Here is a 26,577-nt window from a genome sequence, read left to right as displayed (position 1 = left end):
GGTTGTGGGTCATTGTTCGTTTTCCTTGCTGAGGTAACCGGCGATCTCCAGGCCGTAGCCTGCCGCCATGCTGGGCATGCGGCGCGGCGTGCCCAGGAGATTCATCCGGTGCACCCCGCACTCGCGCAGGATCTGCGCACCGATGCCATAACTACGCAGGTCCATGCGACCGCGCTCGGGCGCCTGCGCGGGCCGTGCCGTGCCGTCGAATTGCGACAGCAACTCGGCGCCGGTCTCGCCGCAGTTGAGCAACACGGCGACGCCCTTGCCCTCTGAAGCGATGTGCGCCAGGCTCGCATCCAGGCCCCACGAATGCAAGGAGCGGTTGACTTCCAGTGCGTCCAGGACCGAGAGCGGCTCGTGCACGCGCACGTCCACGGTGTCGCTTGCGTTCCATTGCCCGCGCACCAGCGCCAGGTGCACGCCCTTGCTGGGCTTGTCGCGGAAGGCGTGGGCGGTGAACCAGCCCCAGGCCGTGTGGATCTCGCGGCAGCCGACTTTCTCGACCAGCGATTCGGTGCGACTGCGGTGCTCGATCAGCGCGGCGATGGTGCCGATCTTGAGTCCGTGTTCCGCCGCGAAGAGCTGCAGGTCGGACAGGCGGGCCATCGTGCCGTCCTCGTTCATGACCTCGCAGATCACGGAGGCTGGCGAGCAGCCGGCCATCGCGGCGAGGTCGCAGCCGGCTTCGGTATGGCCGGCGCGCATCAGCACGCCACCGTCGACGGCCTGCAGCGGGAAGATGTGGCCGGGCTGCACCAGGTCGGCAGCGACCGCGTTGGGCGCAACGGCGGCCTGCACCGTGCGGGCGCGGTCGGCCGCAGAGATGCCGGTGGTCACGCCTTCGGCTGCCTCGATCGAGACGGTGAACGCGGTGGAGTGCTTGGCGCCGTTGCGCGCCACCATCGGCGGGAGCTGCAGCCGTTCGCACATCTCGCGCGAGAGGGTGAGGCAGATCAGGCCACGCGCATGCCGGGCCATGAAGTTGACGGCCTCGGGCGTGATGTGGTCGGCCGCGATGACGATGTCGCCTTCGTTCTCGCGGTCTTCCTCGTCGACCAGGATCACCATGCGCCCGCCGCGCAGCTCGGCCACGATCTCCTCGATGGGCGAGATGGGGGCGGGCGACCGTGCGCTCCGAGAGGCGGGCATCGGGGTGACGGAAGCGTTCATGGCGTAGGGTCCTTGGGGGTGGCAGGCAGCGTGCCGGCCTGGAGCATGCGCTCGACGTAGCGAGCCACGGTATCGATCTCGAGGTTGACCTTGCTGCCGGCTTCGAGGCTGCCCAGCGCGGTGTTCTCGACGGTGTGAGGGATGAGGTTGATGCTGATCTCGCTGCCGTCGCGGCCGTCGCTCACGCTGTTGACGGTGAGGCTCACGCCATTGACGGTGATCGAACCCTTGTACGCGAGGAAGCGGGCCAGGGCTTGTGGCGCGAGCACACGCAGCTCCCAGCTTTCCCCCACCGGCGCGAAGTGGCTGACCATGCCGATGCCGTCGACATGGCCGGAGACGATGTGGCCACCCAGGCGGTCGCTGGCGCGCAGGGCCTTCTCCAGGTTGACCCGATTTCCGGTCTCGGCGAGGCCGGCCGTCTTGTCGAGCGATTCGGTCGAGATGTCGATGGTGAAGAGCTGCTGTGCGGGATCGAGGGACGTGACGGTCATGCAGGCGCCGTTGAGCGAGATGCTGTCGCCCAGGCCCACGTCGTCCAGATAGCCGGCAGGCGCCGCGATGCCGAGCCGCTTGCCGTGTGATGAAGAGCTGCCGAGGTCGTGGACGGCGGCGATGCGCCCCACGCCGGTGATGATTCCGGTGAACATCGCGGCATTTTCGCAGAGATGCGAGGCCGGCTTGAGAGGGGCGGACTAGAAGCGGTCGCGACCGGCGATGCGGGCGACGATCCGGAGGTCGGGGCCGAGGGGCTCGACGGACTTGAATTCGAGGGCGATGGCCTGGTCCAGCCGGGTCAGGGCACCGGCGGCATGAAGCTGGTTTGCGATGCCCAGTCCATCGCCGATGAGCTTGGGGGCGAGGTAGAACAGCAGTTCGTCGACCAGCCCCTCACGTAACAGAGAGCCATTGAGCTTGTGGCCGGCCTCGACATGAAGCTCGTTGACCTCGCGCACGGCGAGATCGCGCAGCAAGGCGGCGAGGTCCACTTTGCCGCGGGAATTGGGAAGATAGCGAATCGTGGCGCCCCGTGCTTCGAGTGCGACTTGCGCGGCCGCATCCGGGGCCGCGGCGTAGATCCAGACCGGTCGGGTGGGCTCGAAGATGCGCGCGCTGGGCGGCGTCTGCAATTGGCTGTCGACCACCACCAGCGGCGGCTGGCGTGGCGCCTCGACCAGGCGCACGTCGAGCCGCGGATCGTCCTCGAGCACGGTGCCGACACCAGTGAGTAGCGCGCCGGCGCGCGCGCGCCAGGCATGGCCATCGGTGCGGGCTGCTTCGGAAGTGATCCATTGGCTGGTTCCGTCCGCCAGGGCGGTCTTGCCATCGAGCGAGGCGGCGACCTTGAGCCGCACCCACGGGGTCTTGCGGATCATGCGGCTGAAGAAACCGATGTTGAGTTCGCGTGCCTCCTCGGCGCCGGGGCCGACTTCGACTTCAACTCCGGCTGCGCGCAGACGCGCGAAGCCCTGGCCTGCAACCAGCGGATTCGGATCGGTCAGCGAGGCGACGACCTTGCGAATGCCTGCCGCGACCAATGCATCGCAGCAGGGGCCTGTTCGGCCATGATGAGAGCAGGGTTCGAGCGTGACGTAAGCGGTGGCACCGGCTACTGAATGACCCTTGGCTGCAGCATTGCGCAGGGCCATTATCTCGGCATGCGGGCCGCCAGCGGACTGGGTGTGGCCTTGCCCAACGACATGCCCATTGGGCGAGAGGATGATGCAGCCAACGCGGGGATTGGGGTCCGACACGGTCTTGGCAGCGGCGCCGAGTTCCAAGGCCATCCGCATGGCACTATCGGGGCGCTCAAGGGCGGCAAAGCCGATATCAGTCGTCGGCGTCGGGATTGGCGGGTGGGGGAGAGCACTTGGCATCCGTGGCGCTGGACGGCCGGCAGGAGCGTACTCGACCAGAGGGGGAGATGATAACGCGCCGGGTCTGGTCCAAGGCTGCCGATGTGCCCAGGTCATTGCGGGTAATACTGATGGTCAGGGGGCCAAAGCCACCCCCCTTGGTCTTCGGGTAGCCCGAAGGATCGAATCGGATGTAGGGCGGATCGGTCTGGCCTTCCTTTGCGTTGCCGTTTGCTTCCACGCTGAAGTAGCTCGGCAATGCGGGCTGCCGCAACACCGCGCTGTCGGCGCTCTCCGTGAATCCGTTATCCGCATCCCTGTCGACAAATACGACCCATCCGCTGCTCCAGTGGGTTGCGTCCGATGGCACCACCATGGCGTACCTTCCGCTCTTCATGGCCTCGCCCCGCGCTGCCGCAATGCTTGCGACCAAGCCGTTGACGGCGGAGGTGAGTTCGGAGTTGCGCTGAAAAGACAGGAATCCGGGCGCTGCGATGACCATCAAAATCGCTGCGACAGCAAGGGTCACCATCAATTCAATGAGCGTGAAACCCTTACATGCCACACGGCTGAGGCGGGATTTCATGGCCAGCACACCTTGGGCGGCGCTGCCGGCGGCGTGGTTTTGGCGGTGCCAGAGCAGTTCCGGGCCCCCGTACTCATCGCCCAGAGCGAGTCGGCTTCGGTGTCCGTGAGCGTCGGAGTCGCGGTGATCATGACGCATTCGGTCAGCTCAAGGGTGTCGCACTTGCCCGCAGAGAGCTGATAAGCCGTACCGGTCGAATTGTCACCAGAGAAGGTCTTGAATGGAACGCTTGCGGGATTGGTCACCCCGCTGGAATTGGTAAACGCCAGGTAGGTGTTGTTCTGGGTCATGTAGCGTTCCTGCTGCTGCAGTAATTCCAGGATGGCTGTCCGACCCTGGGCACGCTTGCCTTTGAGAACCGCCGACTGGTAGGACGGGTAGGCGATCGCCGCCAGGACAGCGACGACAGCGACGACGATCATCAGCTCGATCAAGGTAAACCCTTCTTGCCGGCATTTCATCATGGAGCCGCCTTCAGATCTTGATAGTTGTAGACCTGGCGCCAGCTCAGGCGGCCTGCAATCTGCTCCGACGTGACGGCGCTCTGGGCTTTCACGCCCAGCGAACCTTGGGTCAGGGTCTGCGTCTTGATGACACGGCGGCGGCGACCGGTGCTGTCGGTGGTCGTCGACGTCGTGGCCGATTCGATCGTCATGGCGATGCTTTCGCCCAAAAGACCCACCGTCGAGGCTGTTGAATTGCCGTCGCCGGTGTCGACGTTGATGAGGTACTCGCGTCCCGTGCCACCCCCGGCACCACAGGTGCTGGTCGTGGCACTGGCGTCAGGTTTGAGGCTGCTGAAGATCAAGGTATCTTGGGCAAGTGAAATTCCGCTCACCTGCCGTTCGCCTGTATCGGGAAAGTCGAAATACCAGCCGGATCGCTGTGTGCTGTCGGTGTCGCTGGTGGCACGCCCCCATACGAAGGGCAGAACGTCGAGTGCGCCGGTGGTGCTGTTGAAGGTGCCGGCTTTCAGGCGGCCGCGATCCGTGATCGCGCTCGTTACCGGGCTGGTGCCTCCATCCGGGTCTTTCGTGCCGTCGTCGTGAATCACGTAGAACGAGTTGCCGCCCGTCGAGGCGCGATCCGCGGCTTCCAGGTATTTGCCGGTGCCGAAGGCAACGTAGATCGACTCTTTGCCCTCGCCGCGAACCAGCATCGGCGCAGCGCTGATAGGTTGCACACCGCCGCTGGCGTCCTTGGCCACGTAGAGCGGATAGGGCTGCGGGCTGGTGTCGGAGCCGGCGTTAAATGCCGACAGCTTGCCAATGTTCCAGTTCGAAGATCCGTGTGGCCGGAAATCCAGCTTCCAGAGCTTCCCATGCAGATCGCCCACGAACAGCTTCGTGACTTCCTGTTGAGCCCCGAGGGCCGCCTTGAAGTTCACGACGCCGGTGGGTTTCGTAGCGCTCAGCGCGCTGTCGGTAGGAAAGGAGATCTTGTAGTAGTTGGTGCCCAGCGACCAGGCTGCACCTGGCTGCTTGGCCAAGTCCAGGAGATAGACAGCGGGCTTGCCCGTCTCGCTGAATCGGCCCTCGGAGTCCGGCACATAGTTGTTGACACCGCTGGCCACCACGGCGAACCACTTGAAGGTGGGGCTGGCGTCGGGTGCGCTGGTGCGGAACTTCAGGATCTCCGGACGCCCGACGACGTTGCCAAGGCTGTAGTTGCTGTCATTGGGGTCGATGTCGTCGGCGGGGGTGAATTCCCACATCACGTTGGCAGCCGAGAACGTTGAGGGGTCGGTCACGTCGAGCGCATACACGCCTCGCCCTCCCGCGCCGGTGCCTCCGACCAGCACTGTCTTCCAGTCCGTGCTCGCGTTGGCACTGCCAACTTGCGCTTCGGCCACGACGGGAGTGGCATCCACAAAGCTCTGGTGGTTGCTGAGATAGGTCTTGCTGGTGAGCGACGAGAGCTTGGGGCCGAGCCAGCTCGGGATATACCCAAACAGCTCGCCACCTGTGTCGGCGTCGAACGCATGCAGCATGCCGTCGTTGGCACCGACGAACACCGCGGGCGTGCGGCTTGCGTTGGTGCTGGCAAACCCAGCGTAGGTGGTCGAATTGATGGTGCTGCTGGGCTTGCCCGAATACGTGACACCTGAATTGATGATGTCGCCAAGCCGTTTGCCCTGCCGGTTGCGGAACACGGTACCTTCCTTGGAGTGGTCACCTCGAATGAAGGCAAGACGATCCTTCCCGAGGCCGTCGGCCACGGAGGACGGACCCGGTTTGTTGAGGGCCTGCTGCAGGTCGGTGCCAATGTCGTCCCAGGTGAAGGACGAAGCGGCAGGGACGGTCGTTGCACCTGGTCTGCCCACGACGATGTTGCGGTCGGCAACAGCGTTGACTCTTTTGTTCAACTGGTCGTCTGCGCGCCAACTTGGGGTTTCGGATATCGACACCGCGTTGGCTGCGTCCAACGACAGGGGGAGCGCGAGCAGGTCGCCGCTCCAGTTCGTTGTATCGAACTCCGCTTGGAAGATTGCGTTGTCCACGCCCTCCGTCAGGCTGGAAGATCGAGTTGCGGCGCCTGCAATACTTCGTGCCTGCGTCGACGCGATCGCGAAGATGCTGTCAAACGCGCGCAATATGCCCCGCGCATCACTTTGCAGGAAAAACGAATTGGGCTCGCCGGGACGGGTAGGGTCTTGCCAGACATCGTTGTTGGCGACTCCATCTTCGTTTACGAAAGGGTTTCCCCAGTTGTTGTACGGCTTGTCGACGGCTTTCGAGGAGAAGTTCGACTCGAAGCCCCCATACTTTGCAGCCGTGAATAGCTGGTTCCGATTGCGGCGATTGGCGGCGTCGTTTCCCGTGCCGTATTGATTGACGTCGAAGGCGAAGGTTTTCACGCGCAATCCTGGGCGTTGCTTGTTGGGGGCCTCTGTCCAGCCAGTGCCCCGTATGTCATGGGTGTTGGCCCAATATGCTGGGCCCACGAGGGCGAACTTATTGCGGTCGAGAGCGGTTGGGTTGGGCGCGTTGGGATTGCTGGTCGTACGTGGCTGGCCCTGGCCATCGATGTATGAGAGTGCGGTACCGTTCTCAAAGGCGGCAACGGTGTTGAACCATGCCGTGAAATTCGGGACATTTCCGGCAGCGTTGAACGCGGGGAATCGCGAATAGCGGTAGGAGTCGTTGCTGTTGATATCTCCGAGCATCACAATATTGCTCTTCAGGCACGCATAGTTGCCGTTGGCTGGCCGATTGGCATAGGGATCGTGCGCGGACCAGTCGGTGTAGATTGGAAAGCCGTCGTACATCTGCGGCGTGAGATTGCTGATGGCATCGGGGCTGGGCGGCAAGCCCTGCAGGTACCGCAGCGCTTCGTAGTGGAGCTCGCTGATCGGGTCGTAGATCTTGTAGCGCCCCGGTTTGCCCGTGCGGCCGAACTTGTTAAGGTAGTTGACAACGCCACTGATGGCCGGAGTCTGCGATGTGTCGCCGTCGGGATTCGGTTTGAAGATGCCCGTGGTCATATCCCACTCGGACGCCGGATTTCCGCCTGCAGGCGTGTTTTCCTGGCCATACTCATCGAAGGTCTTGCTGCCGACATATTTCATCGGAGCGCGCAGCACGCCGCCATAGCGTCCGTTGCAGCAGGTCGGGGTCTGGTCCAATGCGTAGCCAAACGCGGCCAGGCGCAGGGAATCGCTGTACTTCTGTATGGTGCCGGTGGGCTTGTACTTGCCGTTCGGATAGCGAGTACAGAAGGGATAGCCGCGCTCGTCGACTAACGCTCCGTCGCTGTCTTGATCGCAAACCTTGACGCGAGAGTAGAAGAAACCGTCGGTGTTGAGCGCCGGTGGCCCGGTTGTCGGTGGCGAAGCAGGCGGCGACCATGTACCGGAATAGCTGCGCGTGTAACAGTGCTTGTAGACGCCGGGAGCGGGATCGCCGCCTATGCCGCCGCACCCGATCGTGCCCGTCGCTGGGGCTACCGCCCAGCGCGTGTCGGCGCCGTACCAGACCTCCCTGATACCCGCAACCAAGCAGATATCGCCTTCCCCCGCGCAGACCGACGCGTCGCTGGGCAGGGCCTGGCTACGGATCTGCACCGGCCCCAGCGCTGGTAGATATAGATTTGCCGGCGCCCCGAGCGTGTATGCGAGAGTGTCGGTGCTCCCGCAAGCACCGCTTCTCGCCGTCCCAAAATAGATCTGGTTCAGCGCGCTGGCAATCCAGATGTCGTTGGAGCCCGCTGCTGTGCGCATCGCGATCGGCACCGCACCCCAGTACGCGCCTGCATTGCCGCCGTTGCGCAGCAACTGCTTGGCCGGGAACGTGCTTGTGTTCCAGGCGCAGAACGGGTCGCCATTGCTGATGTACGCCCGTTGCAGAATGGTCAGATCTTCACGGTCGATGGAGCGGTCGCCTCCTGACAAGGCGAGGCGCAACATGTCGACTGCCGAACTGCTGGCCCAATTCAGAAAGTTGCCACTGAATGCGTCCTCGCACATGCGTTGAGTCGCTGCGCCTGTGCGGTCGAAGCGCTTGTAGTCCGAGAGGCTCTCACCGGCCCGAGGTGTTTCAGTGGGCTTGTCGTTGTACGCATAGCAAGACTCGGCATCGTAGTAGCCGAGGTATTCGTTGGTGTTGCTGTAGCTGTCGTCGGTGGCGTCGTTGGGTCCCTTTAGATACTGCGCGCCAGCAGTAGGGAATTCGACCGAAAGCGCCAGAGCCAGCGCGGGCTTGTCGCCCGACGTTGTCGAAAAGAGTGGGTCGCTCGAAAGCGACACCGGCGGGATTGAGGGCGCGGCAGTCTGGCTACGCACGGCGATCGATAAGACGATGGCGACGGCCGGTATGACGAGCCCTACGAGCAGGCGCTGCAGACCCGGGCGTAGCCGGCGGCCAGACCGGCCCACGGGGTTGCGGAGAAGATCAAGCATAAGCATCAGCGCCTCGCACTAGTTTCTGTAAATGATTTGAGTGACGGCCTGGATGTCCTGGCGCGGGCCGAACCCCATCGCGGTGATTCGGTAGATGTAGGCGTTGGACAAAGAGAGATTGCGGTTGTCCGGATCCGGGATGGGCTCGATCACGTAACGCGGCGCCTGGAAGGGCTGGACGCCAGTAAGCGTTCCACCGCCGGAGGCAAAGTCTCTCGCGGTAAAGGTGCCGAACTTGACCGTGCGTGCAGAGGCATCGGTGGCGGTGAAGTTCACGGTCTGCCAGGCAGGCTTTCCGGTTTGGACAAGTGCGCAAAGCCCCACCCTTTTGACTCCGTCGCTGGCCTTGCCGCAGTCCTGGACGAAATCCAGAGGGTTCGGCATCGAGCCCAGCATGGCACTGCGACTGGTGACTCCGGGACCGTGGATATCGAACTCCGCGTCCTGCAGGGCGGCTTCGGCTGCTTGCCAGGCAATTTGCATGTCGCGGTCGTTGCGAGCGCCGTGCTCGGCCTGCAAGGCGATCTGCGCGCCGCCGACACCAAGGATCGACACGACGATCAGGATGAGCAGTACCACGATCAACGAGGCACCGCCTTGCCGGCGCGCGGGGCAAAGGGACGCACCGGGAAGGGAAAGTGAGGAACAACGCATCTTTACAACCCTTGGTCGTTCCGCAAATGAACGGTGAAGCTCACGACCTGCCGTACCCTGCCGTCGGCTGGGGCCGTGAAGATCGTTCCCACGTCGTCGCTCGAGCCGAAGGCGGGCCCACCGAGGGGATACAGCGTCTGGGTCTTCAGTTCCTGTGTCGCCCCGACCTCGCTTCGCAGGACCAGTCCAATCCGCAGGCTGCGCACGCGCCGCCAATTGGCGCGCGTCGCCACATCGTTTCCCGCCACTGTGAGCTGCTCGGCACGCAGGTACTTCTCCGGTACGGTGTCGGCCTTCATGCTGATGTTGGTGGGATCGATGGCAGTTTTGGCGATTACGCCATCCACGCCATACAGCACCTGGAAGTTTTCCACCCCTCGCACGAGCGGTACGGACCCTGCGAAAGGCGGAGAACCGTTTTTCGATCGGTAGCACATGAGCGTCGGCTCGCCGTCATTGGACGAGGCCACGAAGAAAATGCTCGTGCGCATATCGTCTCGGTTTGCCGCCAGCGCATCGGCGGTATAGCCGGCGCAATCGATCATGGACGCGTCGATCTCGCCTGAGCCCGGGAAGGTCTCGCTGGCCTGATGACGCAGGATCAGCACATCGCCATAGCCGTCGCTGGCGGTGCGTGCGGTGACCGTGTCCGCGGAAGTCCTATTCGCTATGCCATTGTCGAAACCGGATATGTTCGGCACGGGATCGGCGCTGATGCCGATGGCATTACCGCGTCGACTGGCAGCGTAGGAGAGGTCCCTGTAACCCGCTTGAACTGCTAGACGCTGAATGGCGTCGGTAGCAAAGCGCGCGTTGTCGCGTAATTGCGACGCCGCGTCAACGGTCGTGAAGCCGCGGCGTGCGACAACCAGAGCGGCAGTGGCCGCGAGGGTGACGAGCAAGCCGAGCGCCATTGCGACGAGCAACTCGACAAGCGTCATGCCGGCCAGGCGGCGGCGCTCCTGGCGACGGCGGGGTAGGGTCGGCGATCTCTTCACGTCGTGCTACCCGCCGTCACGGTCAGGATGACGCCCGGTTGACTATCGTCGTTGGCTCGGATGACTCGGTCCTGCGTGGCGGCACTCGCATTCGTCGACATGCGACTCCATCCGATCTTGACGACCATGACGTCGGTGGCCGCGTTCGATGTGCAGGCCCATTGCGGCAGTCCTGCGGGGTTGTAGGGTGCCGAATCCGGGCAGATCGTCACGCGCGCGCCTGGAAGATTCGTTTCGACACGAGCGAGCCATTCAGTAATTTCGGCACGGGCCACCTCAGTCGTGTCGCTGCAATTGGAGCCGACCGAAAGGCAGGAAGACTTGGTCGCAGGCGCCAGGGCCGTGCCGGAGAAGTTGCCCACATAAGGGTTGGCAGTCGCCAACATTGAGACATCCTTGTTGCCTCGCATCATTTCGGCGAGTTCGCGCGCCAAGTCGACGGCAACGGACTGCAGGCGTGCTTCGCGGTTGTTCTGCAAGGCCATTGCCTGCATACCGACCATGCCAAGCAACCCGAATGAGAGGACGACAAGCGCGACAAGCACTTCGATCAACGAAAAGCCCGTCGTCCGGCTGCGCCCTTGAATGCTCGATCGCACGATCACCTCCAGAAGATCTGTCGCCGAGGTGGCGACTCAGCCGGCGATTCTGGAAGGGGGGAAGTAGATAGAGGGAGCCGCCGAGCGGCTTTGTCGAGCCGCCGAGCCCGGGACTCTGGCGCCATCTGACGATGGCGACGAGCTTTTGTCAGAAAGTCAGATATCGCGCAGCAACTGCCTGAACTCGTCCACGTCCTCGAAGCTGCGATAGACGGAGGCAAAGCGCACGTAAGCCACTTTGTCCATGCGCTTGAGCTCGCGCATCACGAGCTCGCCGACCTTGGTCGATTCGATTTCGCGCAATCCGCTCGACAACAGCTTCTGCTCGATACGCAACAGCGCATGGTCGATCTGCTCGATGCTTACCGGGCGTTTGCGCAGCGCCAGCATCATCGAGGCGCGGACTTTTTTCGCGTCGAAGTCGGCGCGGCTGCCGTCCTTCTTGACCACCACCGGGAAGTTGACGTCTGGCCGCTCATAGGTGGTGAAGCGCTTTTCGCAGGTGCCGCACTGACGGCGGCGCCGCACGAAGTCAGCATCCTCCGACACGCGGGTCTCGACGACCTGCGTTTCCAGATGACCGCAAAAAGGGCACTTCATGCGGACGCCATGTGCAGGATCAGCGGTAGACCGGGAAGCGGCTGGTCAGCGCGTGCACCTTGGCGCGGACCGCCTCGATCGTGGCGCCATCGCGCGGGTCGTCCAGCACGTCGGCGATCAGGTTGGCGGTGGCACGCGCCTCTTCGTCCTTGAAGCCGCGCGTGGTCATGGCCGGCGTGCCGATGCGCACGCCGCTTGTCACCATTGGCTTCTCGGGGTCGTTGGGAATGGCGTTCTTGTTGATCGTCATGTGAGCACTGCCCAGCACGCTCTCGGCCTCTTTGCCTGTGATGCCCTTGGCACGCAGATCGACGAGCATCACGTGGCTTTCCGTGCGACCGCTGACGATGCGCAACCCGCGTGCGCTCAGCGTCTCGGCCACGATCTGCGCATTCTTCACGACCTGCTGCTGGTAGGTCTTGAACTCCGGCGACAGCGCCTCCTTGAAGGCCACCGCCTTGGCCGCGATCACGTGCATCAGCGGACCGCCTTGCAGGCCCGGAAAGATAGCGCTGTTGATCGCCTTCTCGTGCTGCGATTTCATCAGGATGATGCCGCCACGCGGGCCGCGAAGGCTCTTGTGGGTGGTGGAGGTCACCACGTCGGCATGGGGGACGGGATTGGGGTACACGCCGGCCGCGACCAGGCCTGCGTAGTGGGCGATGTCGACCATGAAGATGGCGCCGACATCCTTGGCGACCTTGGCGAAGCGCTCGAAGTCGATGCGCAGCGAATAGGCCGAGGCGCCCGCGATGATCAGCTTGGGCATGGCATCGTGCGCCTTGCGTTCCATCGCGTCGTAGTCGATTTCTTCCTTGTCGTTGAGCCCGTAGCTCACGACGTTGAACCATTTGCCGCTCATGTTGAGCGGCATGCCATGGGTCAGGTGGCCGCCTTCGGCCAGGCTCATGCCCATGATGGTGTCGCCGGGCTTGAGGAAGGCCAGCATCACGGCCTCGTTCGCCGAGGCGCCGCAATGGGCCTGCACGTTGGCAGCATCGGCACCGAAGAGCTGCTTGACTCGATCTATGGCCAGCTGTTCGGCTACATCGACATGCTCGCAGCCGCCGTAGTAGCGCTTGCCGGGATAGCCCTCGGCGTATTTGTTGGTGAGCTGCGAGCCTTGCGCGGCCATGACGGCCGGTGATGCGTAGTTCTCGCTCGCAATCAGCTCGATATGCTGTTCCTGGCGAGTGTGCTCGGCCTGGATGGCGGCCCAGATTTCGGGATCGGTCTGTTCGACCAGGGTCTGGCGGTTGTACATGGCAGTCCTTTAAGACGGATGGTCCTTGTTCTTCAACCAAACAAGGGCTGCCCAGGCGAACGGCGGAACGCCTGCCGTGCGCTGCAGGCGGCACGCTTCCCAGTGGTCATCCACGTCAGCGCATGGCACCTGAAGAGGTGCTGCGCCTATCGCCAGTCGCGTGCCGTGCGAGTGTAGCCGACGGCTTCGGGCCCCGCCGCGAAAAGCCTAAAGGTCCGATGCCAGCGCCACCTTCTGCGGGCTGGTGCCCTCCGGCTTGGCCGGCGCCACCACCGGCATGGGCTGCGCGCGCATGCCGGGCGGCGTGGGCGCGGTGGAGGGTGCACGGCCTGTGATCACTAGCTGCAGCCGTGCGTGCTCAGCCATCACCTTGCCCGCATATCCGCCGTCGTCCGGCAGGTTGGCTGCACCGACGTAGTACTTGAGGCCGCCTTCGAGCGAACCCGCCCGTGCTATGCATTCCTGCAGAACCTTGACGCCGACGCGCATATTGGTGACTGGGTCGAAGGCGGTCAGGGTGCCGCCGGCGCTTTCGTACTTCTCGCCATGCACCTGGGTCATTACCTGCATCAGGCCCTGGGCACCGACATGGCTTTGGGCGAAGGGATTGAAGCTGGACTCGACGGCCATGATCGCCAGGATCAACGTGGGATCGAGCTTGGTGCGCTTGCCGATCTCGAAAGCCTCTGACACCAGCACGCTCAATGGCTCGACGGCCACGCGGTACTTCTTGCTTAGCCAGTAGGCAACCGCAGCCTGTGGTTTCGGCAGCTCGAGGGGGCTGGCCGCCGTCGTGCGATCGATGGCCGTGGGTTCCAGGTCGGAGACCTCGGGTGGCGGCTTGCGCGATTGGAGCCAGCCCATCAGTTGCTCTTCGCCCGACTGGCGCAGATCCGGACGCGCGGCCAGCGCGAGAACGCCGAACACGATGGCCAACCCAAGCAGGGCAAAGCCGTTGTGGGTCACTTCGAATAAGCCTTCGGCCACGTCGGACATGAAAGTCCGCAGCCCACGGGCTGTGGCATCAAACGCCTGTTTCATCGCTCTTCCTCCTTTGTGCGGCGCCCAAGTCGCACAGCCTGAATGGCAATGGTCGAAGGCGGCAGCGCTTGTGGATTGGTACGAGTCAGGTGCCGCGCGAGAGGGTTGGATCGCGACTTCCTGATTAAGCCGAAAGTATTCGGCAGCGGGTGTAGGACAAAACCGGCCAGCAGGTGGGCGGCTCGGATAGCGCGAATTCTAGGAGGCGCTTAATACCCGGTCAAGAATAAGGAGGCTCCGCTTTATGCTATCGATAGCTTAGGCGGGTGATCGAAATTGAATAGATCTGACCATTGAAAAGCTTCTATTTGCATTCTCCTCAGAGTGGGATTACGCTGTGTCGGCCTGAATCCTCAGGCGTTAAACCGAGGTCCGGTGACCAGGAGAGCAAGCCTCGAACGGTTCAGTGGCCGAGGCCCAAACGGCGGCAATCTCTTGCCGCCAGCATGACCGGAACAATCCAACTTCCGGTCGAGCGAAAAGATGGCATGGGCGTGGCGCCCGCCATCGAGCCCGGAGGCCAGACGTCATGTCCGGCGTCCGGGCTTTCTTGTTTCTGGGAAGCTTCAGCGGTTTGGGGCACACTCGCCGTCCGATGAATGCTGCTTCGCTGAAACAAAACAAGTGGGTGAGGCGAGCGGTACTGGCCTTGCTGGTCCTGCTCGTATTTTGGGCCGTCGCCTGGCTGGCCGTGCCGCCGATCGCCAAGAGCCAGATCCAGAAAATCGCCAGTGAAAAGCTTGGGCGTCAGGTGACTGTCGGCAAGATCGACTTCAAGCCCTGGACCCTCGAGCTCGCGATCGACGACCTGCGCATCGCGACGGCCGACGGCAGCCGGCCGCAACTCGCGGTGGGTCGCATCTATGCCGACGCCGAGCTGCAGTCCATCCTGCGACTCGCGCCGGTGATCGACGCCTTGACCATTGACTCGCCAGCGGTCCTGCTGACGCACCGGGCCGATGGCAAGTACGACATCGACGACATCGTCACGAAGCTCGCCAGCGCCCCGGAGGCGCCTAAGAGCGAGCCGCCGCGTTTCGCGGTCTACAACATCGCCATTACCAATGGGTCGGTCGACTTTGACGATCAGGCGGTCAAGCGCAAGCATGAACTCCGCGACTTCGTGCTCAAGGTGCCGTTCCTGAGCAACCTGCCTTCGCAGCGCGAGATCAAGACCGAGCCCAAGCTGGCCTTCGTGCTCAACGGCAGCGCTTTCGATTCGGCCGCCTTGACCACGCCCTTCGCGGACGACCGCAAAACCGATGCGCAGATCAATTTCAAGGACCTCGACCTGGCGCCTTACCTGGGCTACATCCCCGGTGGCCTGCCGGTTGCCCTGCAGGCAGGCAAGCTGGACGCGGACCTGAAGATCGATTTCGCGCAGACGACCACGACCGGCCTGAGGATCACCGGGACCGTGGCGGCGCATGGCATCCAGCTGGCGGACTCGAAGGCGCGCGATCTGCTTCGTTTCGATTCGCTCCAGCTGGCGCTGGCGGATGTGCGGCCGCTGGAGCGGGTGGTGCACCTGAGCGAAGTGGCGGTAGCTGCGCCGCGGTTGGTGGTGGCGCGCGATGCGGCCGGGCGGCTCAACCTGCTGCCTGCCGGTCAGACCGCGGGAGCGGCCGAGAAGGCGCCGACGACTGGCGCTCCGCCGGACGGAGAGGCCGGCGCCAAGCCCGCAGCTGCGGCGCCCGGCTGGCGCGTGCAGGTCGACAAGCTGGCGTTGTCCGGCGGCGAAATAGGATGGCGGGATCAGAGCATTCAGCCGGCCGCAGCGATCGACATGAAGCAGCTTCACGTCGACGCCAGCGCCATCGTCTGGCCAATGGAGAAGCCGGCCATCTTCAACGGTTCCACCGCCATCGGTGATGCCGCCCTCAAGTTCGGCGGCGAGGCGACCGACAAGGTCGCCAATGTGCAGGCCGAGGTCGAGGCACTGCCGCTGTCGCTGGCTGCGCCGTACCTGGCACAGAGCCTGGAACCGACGCTCGACGGCAAACTCAGCGGCAAGATCGATGTGGCCTGGAACCAGCCTGAGCTCAAGTTCAAGGCAGGCCGAGTCGCCCTCGACGGGCTCGCATTGACGCAGGCCAAGACCGCGCTGGCCAGCGTTGGACGGTTCGAACTGGTCGATGCCGAAGTCGACATGACGAAGCACACGCTCAACATCGCCTCGTTCAGCGCCAGCAGCCCCAAGGTCCTGGTCGAGCGCGACAAAGAGAAGCGCTGGATGTTCGAGCGCTGGCTCAAGGCACCATCGAACGGCAGCCAGGCCGCCGGCACGGACGCCATTGTTGCCGCGCCCAAGGACCCGAAGGCCGCCAGCGGCGACGCCAAGCCCTGGGAGCTGGCCATCGGCGCCGTGGCGGTCGACAACGGCGCGCTGTCCTATTCGGACAAGGCCGGCGCGACCCCCGTCACCTTCGAGATCAGCGCCCTGAAGGTCAACGCTCAGAAGATCGTGCCCAACACCGCCACCGCCTCGCCGCTGCAGCTGTCCGGGCGCATCGCCGCTGGCCGCGCCGAACCCGGACGCTTCGAATACAAGGGAACGGTGGTCCTGAAGCCAGTGGCGGCCGAGGGCCGGTTGGAAGTGGCCGCTGTCCCGGCGCATGCCTTCAAGGCCTACTACGCGGACGCGCTCAATATCGACATCCGCCGCGCCTTTGCCAGCTATCGCGGCACGGTCAAGTACGCCACGGCACCCGGCGGAATGAGCGTCAAGCTGGCCGGCGACACGACGCTCGACGACTTCCGCGCCAACAGTGCGACGCTGACGCAATCTCCCGGCCTCGCCAATCGCAGCAATCAATTGCTGAGCTGGAAAACCCTCAACCTGCGCGGACTGCAGGTCAACCTGGTACCCAAGGCGCCGCTTGCCGTGGACGTGCGCGAAACCACGCTGACCGACTTCTTCGCGCGCGTGATCATCGACCCGAACGGCCGTCTCAACTTGCAGGATCTGACCAGGAAGCCCGGGCAACCGGCACAGACGCCGGAGCCGGGCGGCGAGGCCAGCACGCGGCGCAGCCTCGGAGGCACCGCAACGACCACCATCGCCAGGAAACCAGCGACGCCTTCCGCAGGGCCCCCCGTGTCTGCGGAGGCGATGGTCGGCGGTGGTACGACCTCGCCCGTCGTCCCGGCTCCCGCGTCGACCCTGAAGGCCCCGGAGTCCGAAGGCAGCGGGCCCGCGCCAGTCATCAACTTCGGCTCCATGAACCTGGTCAACGGGCGAATCGATTTCAGCGACCTGTTCGTCAAGCCCAATTACTCGGCCGATCTCAGCGAGCTGACCGGCAAGCTCAGCGCCTTCTCGTCCAAGCCCCAGGGCGACAGGCCGGCATTGGCAGACCTCGAGCTGCGCGGCAAAGCCCAGCAGACGGCTTCGCTGGAAATCACCGGCAAGCTCAACCCGCTGGCCAAGCCGCTGGAGCTCGACATCACGGCGAAGATGCGCGAGCTCGATCTGCCGCCGCTGTCGCCTTATTCGGTGCGCTACGCCGGGCATGGCATCGAGCGCGGCAAGCTCAGCATGGACGTGAACTACAAGATCGCGCCGGATGGTCAACTTACCGCTACCAACAAGCTGGTACTGAACCAGCTGCAGTTCGGCGACGAAGTGCAGGGTGCCCCCAACAGCCTGCCGGTGCGGCTCGCCGTCGCCCTGCTGGCCGACCGCAACGGCGTCATCGACATCGACTTCCCGATCAGCGGGTCGCTCAACGATCCGCAGTTCAGTCTTGGTCCCCTCATCCTGAAGGCAGTAGTCAACCTGATCGTCAAGGCCGCGACCGCCCCCTTCGCGCTGCTGACGGGCGGCCTCGGCGGCGGCAGCGGGGATTCGAGCACCATCACCTTCGCACCCGGCAGCGCGGCGTTGTCCGCGGAGGCGAAGCAAAGCCTGGACAAGGTCGCCAAGGCGCTGACCGACCGGCCTGCGCTGCGCATGACGGTGGTGGGCACCGCCAGCCTCGAGCAGGAGCGCGAGGCCTATCAGCGCCAGCGTTTGCGCCAGCTCGCCCAGGCCGAGAAGCGCCGCGCGGCAGTGCGTGGCAGCCAGAATGCGGCCGATGTGGCACCGGTCACCGACGCGGAGTACCCGGAACTGCTGGCCGCGGTGTACAACCGGGCCGACCTCAAGACCAAGCCCCGCAACATGATCGGCTTGGCCAAAAACGTCCCGAGCAGGGAGATGGAAGATCTGCTGATGGCCAGTATTCCGGTCGACGACGAGGCCATACGCCAGCTCGCCGTCGAGCGCGGCGCCGCGGTACGCGACTACCTGTTGGCCCAGAAGGTGCCCAGTGAGCGGCTGTTCCTCGGAGCGGTGCGCACGCAGGCCGGCGATGCCAACTGGAAACCCGGGGCAGAGCTGAATCTGGCCATCCGCTGACCCGATGCGCCGCAAGTCGGCGAAAATAGCCGGATACGCCGGCAAATGCCGGCGCCTTCGCTTTTCCTCTACAGATCAGGTTTTATTCGCGCAGTGACTTCAACATCGACCAAGCCCCACGACCTCCAGTCCCTCGACACGATGACGGGCGGTGCCTTCACCGCACCGACTTCGGGGGAGCGTGCGCAGCGCATCCGCGACTGGCTGGCGGGCAATCCGGCGCCCGAGCAGATGCAGGAGGTGTTCAAGGAACTGAGCGGCCGGGACAAGGGCGCCGCGCGCCTCCTGCGCGAGAAGCTCGACGAGCTCAAGCGGGCTCGCGGCCAGGAAGCCATTGCCGCCGAATGGGCCCAGAAGGCAGAAGCGCTGCTGGCCCAGCCCAAGCTCAACATCGCCGACGCGCTCGCCTGGCAGCGCGATGCCGCCAAGGCCGGTGCGCCCTTGTCGCGCGAGCCGCTGGCCAGCTTCAAGGCCCGCCTCGCCGAGCGCGTGAAGGGAATCGAGGATCTGCAGCACCGTGCCCAGGTGCACCGCGAAGCGGCCGTGCTGCTGGCACAGCGCTTCGAGGTGCTGTCGACCAAGGGCTGGCGCGACGCCCAGGCTGCCGAAGAATCCCTGCGCGCCGACGTGGCGCATTGGCAGCAGCAGGCCGACGAGATCGCGGCCGATCCCAATTGGAACAGCCTGGACGCCAAGTTCGCGCCACAGCTGGAATCGTCCAAGGCGCAGCTGCTGGTGGTGTCGGATGCGTTCCACCAGGCGCTCGCGCAGACCGTCGCCGCCGCGGAGGACGCGGCAGCGCCCCTGCCGCCGGTACCGGTGTGGGCCGACGAGCTGCGCGTCGCGCGCGGCGGTGCGCCCGAGGTGCAGTCCGCCCCGCAAAAGCCGCCGGTGCCGAAGGTCGATCCCGAGAAGCGCGCCGCAGCCCAGGCGGCTGTGGAGGCCGCGCTGGCCAAGCTCGAGCAGGAAACCGCTGAAGGTCATGGCAAGGCCAGTGCTGGCGCCGCTGCAGCGCTGCGCGCGGTGCTCAAGGAGCACGGCAGGATGGTCGACGCAGCCCTCGAGGCTCGCGTGCATGCGGCGCTGGTGGCCGCCGGCGAGCTTGAAGGTTGGCAGCGCTGGAGCGCCGACAAGGTGCGCGAGGAGCTCGTAGCCAAGGCCGAGGCCCTGCTCAAACGCCCTGAGGGTCAGGCCCTGGGGGGCCGCAAGATGCAGGAGACGCTGCGCAGCTTGCGCGAGCAATGGAAGCAAGCCGACCAGGGCGGTGTGCCCAACCATGCGCTGTGGAAGCGCTTCGACGAAGCGTGCAACGAAGCCCACAAGGTCGTCGAGGCCTGGCTCGAGAAAGTGCGCGCCGATGCGGCCGAGCACCGTGCCCAGCGCCTGGCGCTGATCGAGGAGGTGAAAGCGTGGGCTGAGGCCCAGGCCGGCGACACCGACCTCAAGACCTACAACCGGGCGCTGCACCAGTTCGCCGATCGCTGGCGTGACGCGGGTCACGTGGGCGAAAAGATGTTCGCCGAGCTCCAGCCCCAGTGGACCGCCGCATTCGGCGCCGCGCGAGCGCCTTTCGAGGCTGCACAGAAGGCCAGCATCGAGCGTCGGCAGGCCATGATCGCCGAGGCCGCCGAACTCGGCGCTGCGCCAATGCTGCGCATCGATGCCGTCAAGGCCCTGCAGCAACGCTGGCAGGCCGAGGCACAGACCGTGCCGCTGGACCGCCGGCAGGAACAGAAGCTCTGGGATGCCTTCCGTTCGCCGATCGACGAGGCCTTCAACCGCAAGACGGCCGAGCGTGAGAAGTCAGCGGCCGCGATGAGCGAGCACGACCGCCATGTGTTCGACGCCTCCAAGGCATTGGAGGCCGCGAACGCCACGGGGGACGCCCAGAAGATCCGTGCTGCGGTGGCCCAACTCGAAGCCGCTTTGCGTGGCGAGGCTCCGCCTGCAGCCAAACCGCCGGTCGCCGGCAAGCCCGCTGCCACGGATGGCCCTTCCGTCGGCGCGACCGAAGTGGTGGCGCCGGGCCAGGCCGCGGCCGAGTTCGGCGAAAGCGCCCAACAGGCGCCCGCGTCGGCCGATGCCGACGCTTCGCCTCCCTCCGCCGCCGACGAAGCCGCAGCGCCGACGCCCGATCTGGTGGCGCCGGCCGACGGTGCCGATTCGTCGGCCCGCGCCGACGCCGGCAAGGCCGAGACAGACGACGCCGCACCGACACCCGTTGCGCCGCCCAAGCCAGCACCCAAGCCCGTGATCGCGGTCCGAGGCGACGACCGACCTGGCAACAGGAAGGCCGAAGCCCTGCCGGCGGGGCGTGGCAACGGCCGCTTCGGAGGCGATCGCCGCGACGGCCGTAGCGGTCCACCCGGCCGCGCCAACGAGCGGCCTCCGCGGCCGGGCGAGCGCGGCCCGGGCGCCGGCCGCTTCGGCGACCGCCCGCCGCGCGAGGAGCGCGGCCCCCGGCTCGGCGATGCAGCCTTCCGCGCTCAGCGCGACGCGCTCGAGCGCGCCGATCAAGCCTTGCGCAAGCTTGCCGCCCAGGCCCACGGTGAGGCGCTGACCCAGGTGCTGGGCGCGTGGGAGCAGCGCGATGCGTCGAAGCTGCCCAGCGTGCAGGAACTCGGCCGTGTGGTGACGCCTGCAGTGCGCGGGCAGTGGTCGCAAGCCCTGGCTTCCGATCCTTTGGCCAAGCCTGATGCCGTGGCCGAGGCTCTGCTGCGGCTGGAGATGGCGGCCGAAGTGCCGACGCCGGCCGAACAGCTCGAGGCGCGTCGCGCCCTGCAGTTGAAGCTGCTGACGCGGCGCGGCGACCCCGCGCCGGCGCAGACCTGGGGCCAGGATGCCGGGACAGTCCTCGCTGCCGCGCACGACGCGGCCTCGGCGCGCCGCCTGCAGAACGCGCTCAAGGCGCTGCTGCGCAGGTAAACGAGAGGGGTCCGCGCCTGGTGCCTAGGCCGCCGAGCGCGGACGCCTGAAGAACTCGTCGAGCAGCGCGACCAAGCCGGCGAATTCGGACGCCAGCTTTGCGCGGTTCACGAAATACGCCTCGCAGGCCACGGCAAAGAATTCGCCCGGCGACGTGGCGCCGTAGTCGTCGAGCCATGGCGCCTGGCCGCCGAAGCGTTCGGCAACGATGGTTCTCTCGCGGAAGTCTTCGTAGGCCGGTCGGAGCACCGCAAACCAGGCGAGTCGCGCGTCTCGCGCGGTGGACGTGCCCGCGAAGCCGGCTGGCAGTGGCGGGCAGCCGTCGGCCTCGCCACTTTTCATGTCGATCTTGTGGGCGAATTCGTGGATCACCACGTTGTAGCCCGCGTCCTGTGTGACGCTGCCCGCCAGCACGTCCTGCCAGCTCAGCATCACCGGGCCGCGGTCCATTGCTTCGCCGGCCAGGATCTCGTCGTACTCGTGGACAACGCCGGTCTCGTCGACCGTCTTGCGCCGCGCCACCGCCTCCGACGGGTGAATCACGATGCCCACGAAGTCGTCGTACCAGCGCAGCTCCCCTGGCAAGTGCAACACCGGCAGCACAGCCTGCGCCGCTACGGCGAGCGCAACCTCGTCGGTGATGATGAAGCCATGAGCGCCATGGAATTCCTTGTCGCGCAGGAACTCCGCGGCGAGGCGGCGCAGCCGCTCCGCATCGCGTCCCGCACCGTGCGCTAGAAAAGGGTAGCGCCACAGCGTGGCCTGCCACGCCGCATCAGGAATCGAAGGCGGGGCGCGCAGCCCACGCAGCCAGTTGAACATCAACGCAGGTCGACGCGTTGCGCGCCTGCACTCGACAGGCACATCAATTGCGCGCGAGCCGGGTGCGCCTTCAGGTCCCAGTCGCTCAGCACCATGCGCCCAAGGCCTTCGCCGAGCGCATGCGCAGCCGGCCGGTGCGTGTGCCCGTGGATCAGCGTTGTCGCGCCGGCTTGCCGCAGCCAGGCGCGCGCGGCATCGGCGTCGACATCGGCCCAAACCATGGCGGGGCTGCGCTTGCGGTCCTCGCTTTGTGCGCGCATCGAGCGGGCAAGGGCGCGGCGCTGCGCCAGCGGACGCGCGAGAAAGGCGCTCTGCCAGGCAGGGGCGCGCACTTCGGCACGAAAGCGGAGGTACTCGGTGTCGTCGAGACAGAGAAGATCGCCGTGGCTGAGGAGCCACCGCCTGTCATGCAGGGCTAGCACCGTCGGGTCGTCGAGCAACTGCATGCCACATTGCTCGGCAAAGGCGGGGCCGACCAGGAAGTCGCGGTTGCCATGCATGAAGAACAACGGCCGGCGTGCGCCGGCTTCGCGAAGCACCTCTGCGCATTGCGCCTCGAAGCCAGGTTCGGCAGCCGCGTCATCGCCCACCCAGACCTCGAACAGATCGCCCAGGATGAAAATTGCGTCCGCCGGCGTGGTCTGCAGGTAGCCGCGCCACGCGTCGAAGGTCGCCGGGTCCGAGGACTGCAGGTGGAGGTCGGAGATCAGATCCACCGTGCGCCACGCCGCGGGAGCCACGAGCTCGGCGAAGCCCGTCATCGTCAGCCCTTGACGACGGCCTTCTCGATGACCACGTCTTCCAGCGGCACGTCGTCGTGGAAACCCTTGCGTCCGGTCTTCACCGCCTTGATCTTGTCGACCACTTCCGTGCCGCCGACCACCTTGCCGAACACTGCATAGCCCCAGCCCTGGGCGGAGGGCGCCGTGTGATTGAGGAAACCGTTGTCTGCCACATTGATGAAGAACTGCGCCGTGGCCGAGTGCGGCGCATTGGTGCGGGCCATGGCCACCGTGTAGTTGTCGTTCTTCAGGCCATTGTTGGCTTCGTTCTGGATCTCGGCGCCCGTCGGCTTTTGCGACATGCCCGGCTCGAAGCCGCCGCCTTGCACCATGAAGCCCGGGATGACGCGGTGGAACACCGTGTTGTCGTAGTGGCCCTTGGTCACGTAGGCGAGGAAATTCTCGACGGTCTTCGGCGCCTTATCCTGGTCCAGTTCGAGCGTGATGACGCCTTGGTCCTTGATGTGCAGTTCGACTTGGGGGTTGCTCATGAGGGCTCCTTGTTGATTGGCTTATTTCGCCACGGTGGCGGATTGAATGGTGACGCTTTCGAGCGGCACGTCTTGCATGCCGCCCTTGTTGCCCGTGCGCACGGCGCGGATTTTGTCGACCACCTCGGTGCCTGCGACCACCTTGCCGAACACGGTGTAGCCGTGCCCATCGGGATTGGGGGCGTTGAGCATCGCGTTGTCGTTCACGTTGATGAAGAACTGCGAGGTCGCGGAATCGGGGCTGGCGGTGCGCGCCATCGCGATGGTGTATTTGTCGTTCTTCAGGCCGTTGTTCGCTTCCAGCGGGACCGGCGCGCGCGTGGGCTTCTGCTTCAGCTCGGACGTGAAGCCGCCGCCCTGGATCATGAACCCGTCGATCACCCGGTGGAACACCGTGCCGTCGTAGTGCTTGTCCCGCACGTACTGCAGGAAGTTCTCGACCGTCTTGGGTGCCTTGTCTGGTGCGAGCTCGATCACGATGTCGCCGGCCGAAGTGGCGAGCTTGACGCGCGGCGCCGCTTGTTGTGCCCAGCTGGCGCCGGCCAGGCTCAGCGCCGAGACGAGGATCAATGCCGTGCGACGGGAAAGGATGTGCATGGTGAAGAAGGAGGACGGGCTGAAAAAGACAACGGACCCCGGCAGCGCCGCGGAGGCGGCGGGCTTAGCGGCGCACCGGCTTGCGGACTTCGGCCGGCGCGGCCGGCAGCGAGCCGGTACCCGACGCGCTGAAGAGCTGGCGTATCAGCGCGAGCTTGGGAGGGATGCTGGCGTTGCCGGCCTCGAGCTGCTGCGCGCGCCCATAGGACTGACCGGCGAGGCGCGCATAAACATCACCGAGATTCTCATGCGCGGTGGCGTAGTTCGGATTGAGCTTGATCGCCATCTCGAGTGCCGCGCGCGCCTTGTCGAACTGGCTCTGGCCGGCGTAGAGCGCCGCCAGGTTGTTGTAGGGCTCGGGCAGTTCGGGAAAGTCCTGGGTGAGCTGCGTGAAGGCCGTGACCGCCTCGGCCTGCTTGCCCTGTTCGGTCAAGATTACACCGCGCAGGAATCGCATCTGCGGGTCGCGCGGCTTGCCGGCGATGTAGGCATCGGCCTTGGCCAGCGCCTCGGCGGGCTTGCCCTGACGCAGCAGGGTGTTCACGTCGACGTAGTCGTCGGCGTGTGCCGCAGCGGCGGCAAAGGCGAGCAGGAGAACCGAGAGGAAACGCGGGATGAAGGAGGGGGAGGGGGCAGCGGCGTGCTTCATGAGCCTCGTGAGATGGAGGGGAACGCGGGCCTCGAAAACACCCGGGAAAATAACGGAACCGGCCGTTTATACTGACGCGGGATTGTAGCCGAGGGGCTCCGTTCATTCCCTCGTTGCCATAGCATCCTCACCCCTGAAAAAATCTGTGTCGCTCGCCGTGTCGCGCGGGCGAATTCCGGCATTCCCTTGTCTCATGAGCCTTCGCATCTACAACACGCTGTCGCGTGAACTGGAGGATTTTTCTCCTCTGCAACCCGGTCGGGTGCGCATGTACGTGTGCGGAATGACCGTGTACGACTACTGCCATCTCGGCCATGCGCGTTCGATGGTGGCCTTCGACGTGGTGCAACGCTGGCTCAAGGCTTCGGGCCTTGTCGTCGAGTACGTGCGCAACATCACCGACATCGACGACAAGATCATCCGGCGCGCGGTCGAGAACGGCGAAAGCATCCGCACGCTCACCGACCGCATGATCCAGGCGCTGCACGAAGACGCCGACGCGCTCGGGATCGAGCGGCCCACGCACGAGCCGCGCGCCACCGAGTACGTGCCGCAGATGCTGTCGCTGATCGCCACGCTGGAGCACAAGGGCCTGGCCTACCGCTCGACCAATGGCGACGTCAACTACGCGGTGCGCAAGTTCCCTGGCTACGGCAAGCTGAGCGGAAAGTCGCTGGACGAACTGCATGCCGGCGAGCGCGTGGCCGTCCTGGACGGCAAGGAGGACCCGCTCGATCCGGTGCTGTGGAAGAGCGCCAAGCCCACCGAGCCTGAGGAGGTCAAGTGGTCCAGCCAGTTCGGCCCCGGCCGTCCCGGATGGCACATCGAGTGCTCGGCCATGGCCTGCCAGTTGCTCGGGGAAACCGTCGACATTCACGGAGGCGGCATGGACCTGCAGTTCCCGCACCACGAGAACGAGATCGCGCAGAGCGAAGGCGCGACCGGCAAGCCGCTGGCGCGCATCTGGATGCACAACGGCTTCATCAACATCGACGACGAGAAGATGTCCAAGAGCCTGGGCAACTTCTTCCTGATCCGCGACGTGCTCAAGCAATTCGACGCCGAGACGATCCGCTTCTTCGTCGTGCGCGCACATTACCGCAGCCCGCTCAACTACAGCGATGTCCACCTGGACGATGCGCGCGCCTCGCTCAAGCGGCTCTACACGGCGCTTCACCTGGTGCCGCCGGCCGAAGTGGCCATCGACTGGGCCGACCCGCATGCGGCGCGCTTCAAGGCCGCCATGGACGATGACTTCGGCACACCCGAGGCCGTGGCCGTGCTCTTCGACCTGGCGGGCGAAGTGAACCGGACGAAGTCGGCGCAAGCCGCTGGCATGCTGAAGGCGCTGGGCGCCTGCCTCGGTCTGCTGCAGGCAGGTCCCGAAGCCTTCCTGCAGGCCGGCAGCGCCCTTGACGACGCCTCGATCCAAGCCCTCATTTCTCGCCGTGCCGAGGCCAAGACAGGAAAGAACTTCGCCGAGGCCGATCGCATCCGCAGTGAACTGCTGGCGCAGGGGATCGTGCTCAAGGATTCGCCGACTGGCACCACCTGGACCACCGTCAAGTGAGGGCATGAGTACGACAATGCCTGCCGTCAAGAAGTCCTCGATCATCGAAGTCCATACCCCACCGTACTGGGAAGAGGCCTGCAAGCACCTGGCGAGGAAAGACCGCGTCATGAAGCGGCTGATCCCGCAATTCGGCGACGCGTGCCTCGAATCGCGCGGCGACGCTTTCACCACACTGGCGCGCAGCATCGTGGGTCAGCAGATTTCGGTGAAGGCTGCCCAGTCGGTGTGGGACCGCTTTGCCAGGCTGCCTCGCAAGATGACGCCGCCGAACGTGCTCAAGCTCAAGGTCGACGACATGCGCGCGGCCGGCCTCTCGGCGCGCAAGGTCGAGTACCTGGTCGACCTGGCGCTGCACTTCGATGCAGGCACCGTGCACGTCGATGCCTGGGAAGACATGTCCGACGAGATGATCATCGCGGAGCTGGTCGCGATCCGCGGCATCGGCCGCTGGACGGCCGAGATGTTCCTGATCTTCCACTTGATGCGCCCCAACGTGCTTCCGCTGGACGACGCCGGCTTGATCAACGGCATCAGCCGCAGCTATTTTTCGGGCGATCCGGTCAGCCGAAGCGACGCGCGCGAGGTGGCCGTCGCCTGGGCCCCCTATTGCAGCGTCGCGACTTGGTATATTTGGCGATCGCTCGACCCCCTGCCGGTGGTCGCATACTGAC

At 65.1% G+C, this 26,577-nt stretch carries 21 protein-coding genes and 1 riboswitch; of the genes, 4 read left to right on the top strand and 17 right to left on the bottom strand.

Annotated features, from left to right (window positions below):
* Positions 1–9 precede the first annotated feature (9 nt).
* From ribBA to G3W89_RS15510, 12 genes are all read right to left on the bottom strand, one after another.
* Positions 10–1,173 carry a bifunctional 3,4-dihydroxy-2-butanone-4-phosphate synthase/GTP cyclohydrolase II gene (gene ribBA / locus G3W89_RS15565; RefSeq protein ID WP_162575033.1) on the bottom strand — a complete coding sequence of 388 codons (1,164 nt, stop codon included), beginning with the start codon at positions 1,171–1,173 and terminating at the stop codon, positions 10–12.
* Positions 1,170–1,823 carry a riboflavin synthase gene (locus tag G3W89_RS15560; protein WP_162575032.1) on the bottom strand — a complete coding sequence of 218 codons (654 nt, stop codon included), beginning with the start codon at positions 1,821–1,823 and terminating at the stop codon, positions 1,170–1,172. Before G3W89_RS15560 ends, ribBA begins: the two co-directional genes overlap by 4 nt.
* 45 nt (positions 1,824–1,868) lie before the next feature.
* Positions 1,869–2,966 (bottom strand): bifunctional diaminohydroxyphosphoribosylaminopyrimidine deaminase/5-amino-6-(5-phosphoribosylamino)uracil reductase RibD, encoded by a 1,098-nt coding sequence (ribD, locus tag G3W89_RS15555; protein WP_162575031.1) that lies wholly within the window; start codon positions 2,964–2,966, stop codon positions 1,869–1,871.
* A gap of 37 nt (positions 2,967–3,003) precedes the next feature.
* The gene (locus G3W89_RS15550; RefSeq protein ID WP_162575030.1) at positions 3,004–3,615 is read right to left on the bottom strand and encodes a GspH/FimT family pseudopilin; all 612 of its coding nucleotides are present in this window, start codon (positions 3,613–3,615) and stop codon (positions 3,004–3,006) included.
* Positions 3,612–4,076, bottom strand: coding sequence for a type IV pilin protein (locus G3W89_RS15545; RefSeq protein ID WP_162577494.1), 465 nt, complete (start codon positions 4,074–4,076; stop codon positions 3,612–3,614). The genes G3W89_RS15550 and G3W89_RS15545 overlap by 4 nt, the downstream gene beginning before the upstream one ends.
* Positions 4,076–8,512 (bottom strand): pilus assembly protein, encoded by a 4,437-nt coding sequence (locus G3W89_RS15540; RefSeq protein WP_162575029.1) that lies wholly within the window; start codon positions 8,510–8,512, stop codon positions 4,076–4,078. The genes G3W89_RS15545 and G3W89_RS15540 overlap by 1 nt, the downstream gene beginning before the upstream one ends.
* Positions 8,513–8,530: 18 nt before the next feature.
* Positions 8,531–9,097 (bottom strand): pilus assembly PilX family protein, encoded by a 567-nt coding sequence (locus tag G3W89_RS15535; RefSeq protein ID WP_332107444.1) that lies wholly within the window; start codon positions 9,095–9,097, stop codon positions 8,531–8,533.
* Positions 9,098–9,168: 71 nt separating this feature from the next.
* Positions 9,169–10,164, bottom strand: a complete 996-nt coding sequence (locus G3W89_RS15530) for a PilW family protein (protein ID WP_269474964.1) — start codon at positions 10,162–10,164, stop codon at positions 9,169–9,171.
* Positions 10,161–10,763, bottom strand: a complete 603-nt coding sequence (gene pilV, locus G3W89_RS15525; RefSeq protein ID WP_232076557.1) for a type IV pilus modification protein PilV — start codon at positions 10,761–10,763, stop codon at positions 10,161–10,163. Before pilV ends, G3W89_RS15530 begins: the two co-directional genes overlap by 4 nt.
* A 156-nt stretch (positions 10,764–10,919) precedes the next feature.
* Positions 10,920–11,363: a transcriptional regulator NrdR gene (nrdR, locus tag G3W89_RS15520; RefSeq protein ID WP_106558758.1), complete on the bottom strand. Its 444-nt coding sequence runs from the start codon at positions 11,361–11,363 to the stop codon at positions 10,920–10,922.
* Between the two features lie 19 nt (positions 11,364–11,382).
* Entirely contained in the window at positions 11,383–12,627 is a 1,245-nt protein-coding gene (gene glyA / locus G3W89_RS15515; protein ID WP_162575026.1) for a serine hydroxymethyltransferase, read from the bottom strand.
* Positions 12,628–12,669: 42 nt separating this feature from the next.
* A riboswitch (ZMP/ZTP riboswitch) is annotated at positions 12,670–12,797 on the bottom strand.
* 37 nt (positions 12,798–12,834) lie between these two features.
* Positions 12,835–13,668 carry a lytic transglycosylase domain-containing protein gene (locus G3W89_RS15510; protein ID WP_162575025.1) on the bottom strand — a complete coding sequence of 278 codons (834 nt, stop codon included), beginning with the start codon at positions 13,666–13,668 and terminating at the stop codon, positions 12,835–12,837.
* 595 nt (positions 13,669–14,263) lie between these two features.
* Between G3W89_RS15510 and G3W89_RS15505 the strand changes: the two genes are divergently transcribed.
* Positions 14,264–18,067, top strand: coding sequence for a DUF748 domain-containing protein (locus tag G3W89_RS15505; RefSeq protein WP_162575024.1), 3,804 nt, complete (start codon positions 14,264–14,266; stop codon positions 18,065–18,067).
* A 93-nt stretch (positions 18,068–18,160) separates the two neighbouring features.
* Positions 18,161–20,992, top strand: a complete 2,832-nt coding sequence (locus tag G3W89_RS15500; protein ID WP_162575023.1) for a DUF349 domain-containing protein — start codon at positions 18,161–18,163, stop codon at positions 20,990–20,992.
* Between the two features lie 24 nt (positions 20,993–21,016).
* Here G3W89_RS15500 and G3W89_RS15495 read toward each other — a convergent pair whose 3' ends face one another.
* From G3W89_RS15495 to G3W89_RS15475, 5 genes are all read right to left on the bottom strand, one after another.
* Entirely contained in the window at positions 21,017–21,814 is a 798-nt protein-coding gene (locus G3W89_RS15495; protein ID WP_162575022.1) for a zinc-dependent peptidase, read from the bottom strand.
* Positions 21,814–22,575 (bottom strand): UDP-2,3-diacylglucosamine diphosphatase, encoded by a 762-nt coding sequence (locus G3W89_RS15490; RefSeq protein WP_162575021.1) that lies wholly within the window; start codon positions 22,573–22,575, stop codon positions 21,814–21,816. The genes G3W89_RS15495 and G3W89_RS15490 overlap by 1 nt, the downstream gene beginning before the upstream one ends.
* Before the next feature lie 2 nt (positions 22,576–22,577).
* Positions 22,578–23,087: a peptidylprolyl isomerase gene (locus G3W89_RS15485; protein ID WP_162575020.1), complete on the bottom strand. Its 510-nt coding sequence runs from the start codon at positions 23,085–23,087 to the stop codon at positions 22,578–22,580.
* Positions 23,088–23,108: 21 nt separating this feature from the next.
* Positions 23,109–23,684, bottom strand: coding sequence for a peptidylprolyl isomerase (locus tag G3W89_RS15480; RefSeq protein ID WP_162575019.1), 576 nt, complete (start codon positions 23,682–23,684; stop codon positions 23,109–23,111).
* Between the two features lie 64 nt (positions 23,685–23,748).
* Entirely contained in the window at positions 23,749–24,333 is a 585-nt protein-coding gene (locus tag G3W89_RS15475; protein ID WP_162575018.1) for a tetratricopeptide repeat protein, read from the bottom strand.
* 193 nt (positions 24,334–24,526) lie between these two features.
* Between G3W89_RS15475 and cysS the strand changes: the two genes are divergently transcribed.
* Together cysS and G3W89_RS15465 are read left to right on the top strand one after the other, a co-directional pair.
* A complete protein-coding gene (cysS, locus tag G3W89_RS15470; protein WP_162575017.1) occupies positions 24,527–25,903 on the top strand; it encodes a cysteine--tRNA ligase in 1,377 nt (458 codons plus the stop codon).
* A 4-nt stretch (positions 25,904–25,907) separates the two neighbouring features.
* On the top strand, positions 25,908–26,576 hold the full coding sequence (locus tag G3W89_RS15465; protein ID WP_443083174.1) for a DNA-3-methyladenine glycosylase family protein: 669 nt from the start codon (positions 25,908–25,910) through the stop codon (positions 26,574–26,576).
* The last annotated feature ends 1 nt before the right edge of the window (position 26,577 follow it).

This window comes from Variovorax sp. PBL-H6, from assembly GCF_901827155.1.
In the GTDB taxonomy this organism is placed as follows: domain Bacteria; phylum Pseudomonadota; class Gammaproteobacteria; order Burkholderiales; family Burkholderiaceae_C; genus Variovorax.
This window is presented reverse-complemented; position numbering and strand designations above follow the sequence as displayed.

Excerpts from the sequence above, each read along its gene's own strand:
- ribBA (WP_162575033.1), bottom strand. The coding sequence starts at position 1,173 with ATGAACGCTTCCGTCACCCCGATGCCCGCCTCTCGGAGCGCACGGTCG.
- G3W89_RS15560 (WP_162575032.1), bottom strand. The coding sequence starts at position 1,823 with ATGTTCACCGGAATCATCACCGGCGTGGGGCGCATCGCCGCCGTCCAC.
- ribD (WP_162575031.1), bottom strand. The coding sequence starts at position 2,966 with ATGCGGATGGCCTTGGAACTCGGCGCCGCTGCCAAGACCGTGTCGGAC.
- G3W89_RS15550 (WP_162575030.1), bottom strand. The coding sequence starts at position 3,615 with ATGAAATCCCGCCTCAGCCGTGTGGCATGTAAGGGTTTCACGCTCATT.
- G3W89_RS15545 (WP_162577494.1), bottom strand. The coding sequence starts at position 4,076 with ATGAAATGCCGGCAAGAAGGGTTTACCTTGATCGAGCTGATGATCGTC.
- G3W89_RS15540 (WP_162575029.1), bottom strand. The coding sequence starts at position 8,512 with ATGCTTGATCTTCTCCGCAACCCCGTGGGCCGGTCTGGCCGCCGGCTA.
- nrdR (WP_106558758.1), bottom strand. The coding sequence starts at position 11,363 with ATGAAGTGCCCTTTTTGCGGTCATCTGGAAACGCAGGTCGTCGAGACC.
- glyA (WP_162575026.1), bottom strand. The coding sequence starts at position 12,627 with ATGTACAACCGCCAGACCCTGGTCGAACAGACCGATCCCGAAATCTGG.
- G3W89_RS15510 (WP_162575025.1), bottom strand. The coding sequence starts at position 13,668 with ATGAAACAGGCGTTTGATGCCACAGCCCGTGGGCTGCGGACTTTCATG.
- G3W89_RS15505 (WP_162575024.1), top strand. The coding sequence starts at position 14,264 with ATGAATGCTGCTTCGCTGAAACAAAACAAGTGGGTGAGGCGAGCGGTA.
- G3W89_RS15495 (WP_162575022.1), bottom strand. The coding sequence starts at position 21,814 with ATGTTCAACTGGCTGCGTGGGCTGCGCGCCCCGCCTTCGATTCCTGAT.
- G3W89_RS15490 (WP_162575021.1), bottom strand. The coding sequence starts at position 22,575 with ATGACGGGCTTCGCCGAGCTCGTGGCTCCCGCGGCGTGGCGCACGGTG.
- G3W89_RS15485 (WP_162575020.1), bottom strand. The coding sequence starts at position 23,087 with ATGAGCAACCCCCAAGTCGAACTGCACATCAAGGACCAAGGCGTCATC.
- G3W89_RS15480 (WP_162575019.1), bottom strand. The coding sequence starts at position 23,684 with ATGCACATCCTTTCCCGTCGCACGGCATTGATCCTCGTCTCGGCGCTG.
- G3W89_RS15475 (WP_162575018.1), bottom strand. The coding sequence starts at position 24,333 with ATGAAGCACGCCGCTGCCCCCTCCCCCTCCTTCATCCCGCGTTTCCTC.
- cysS (WP_162575017.1), top strand. The coding sequence starts at position 24,527 with ATGAGCCTTCGCATCTACAACACGCTGTCGCGTGAACTGGAGGATTTT.
- G3W89_RS15465 (WP_443083174.1), top strand. The coding sequence starts at position 25,908 with ATGAGTACGACAATGCCTGCCGTCAAGAAGTCCTCGATCATCGAAGTC.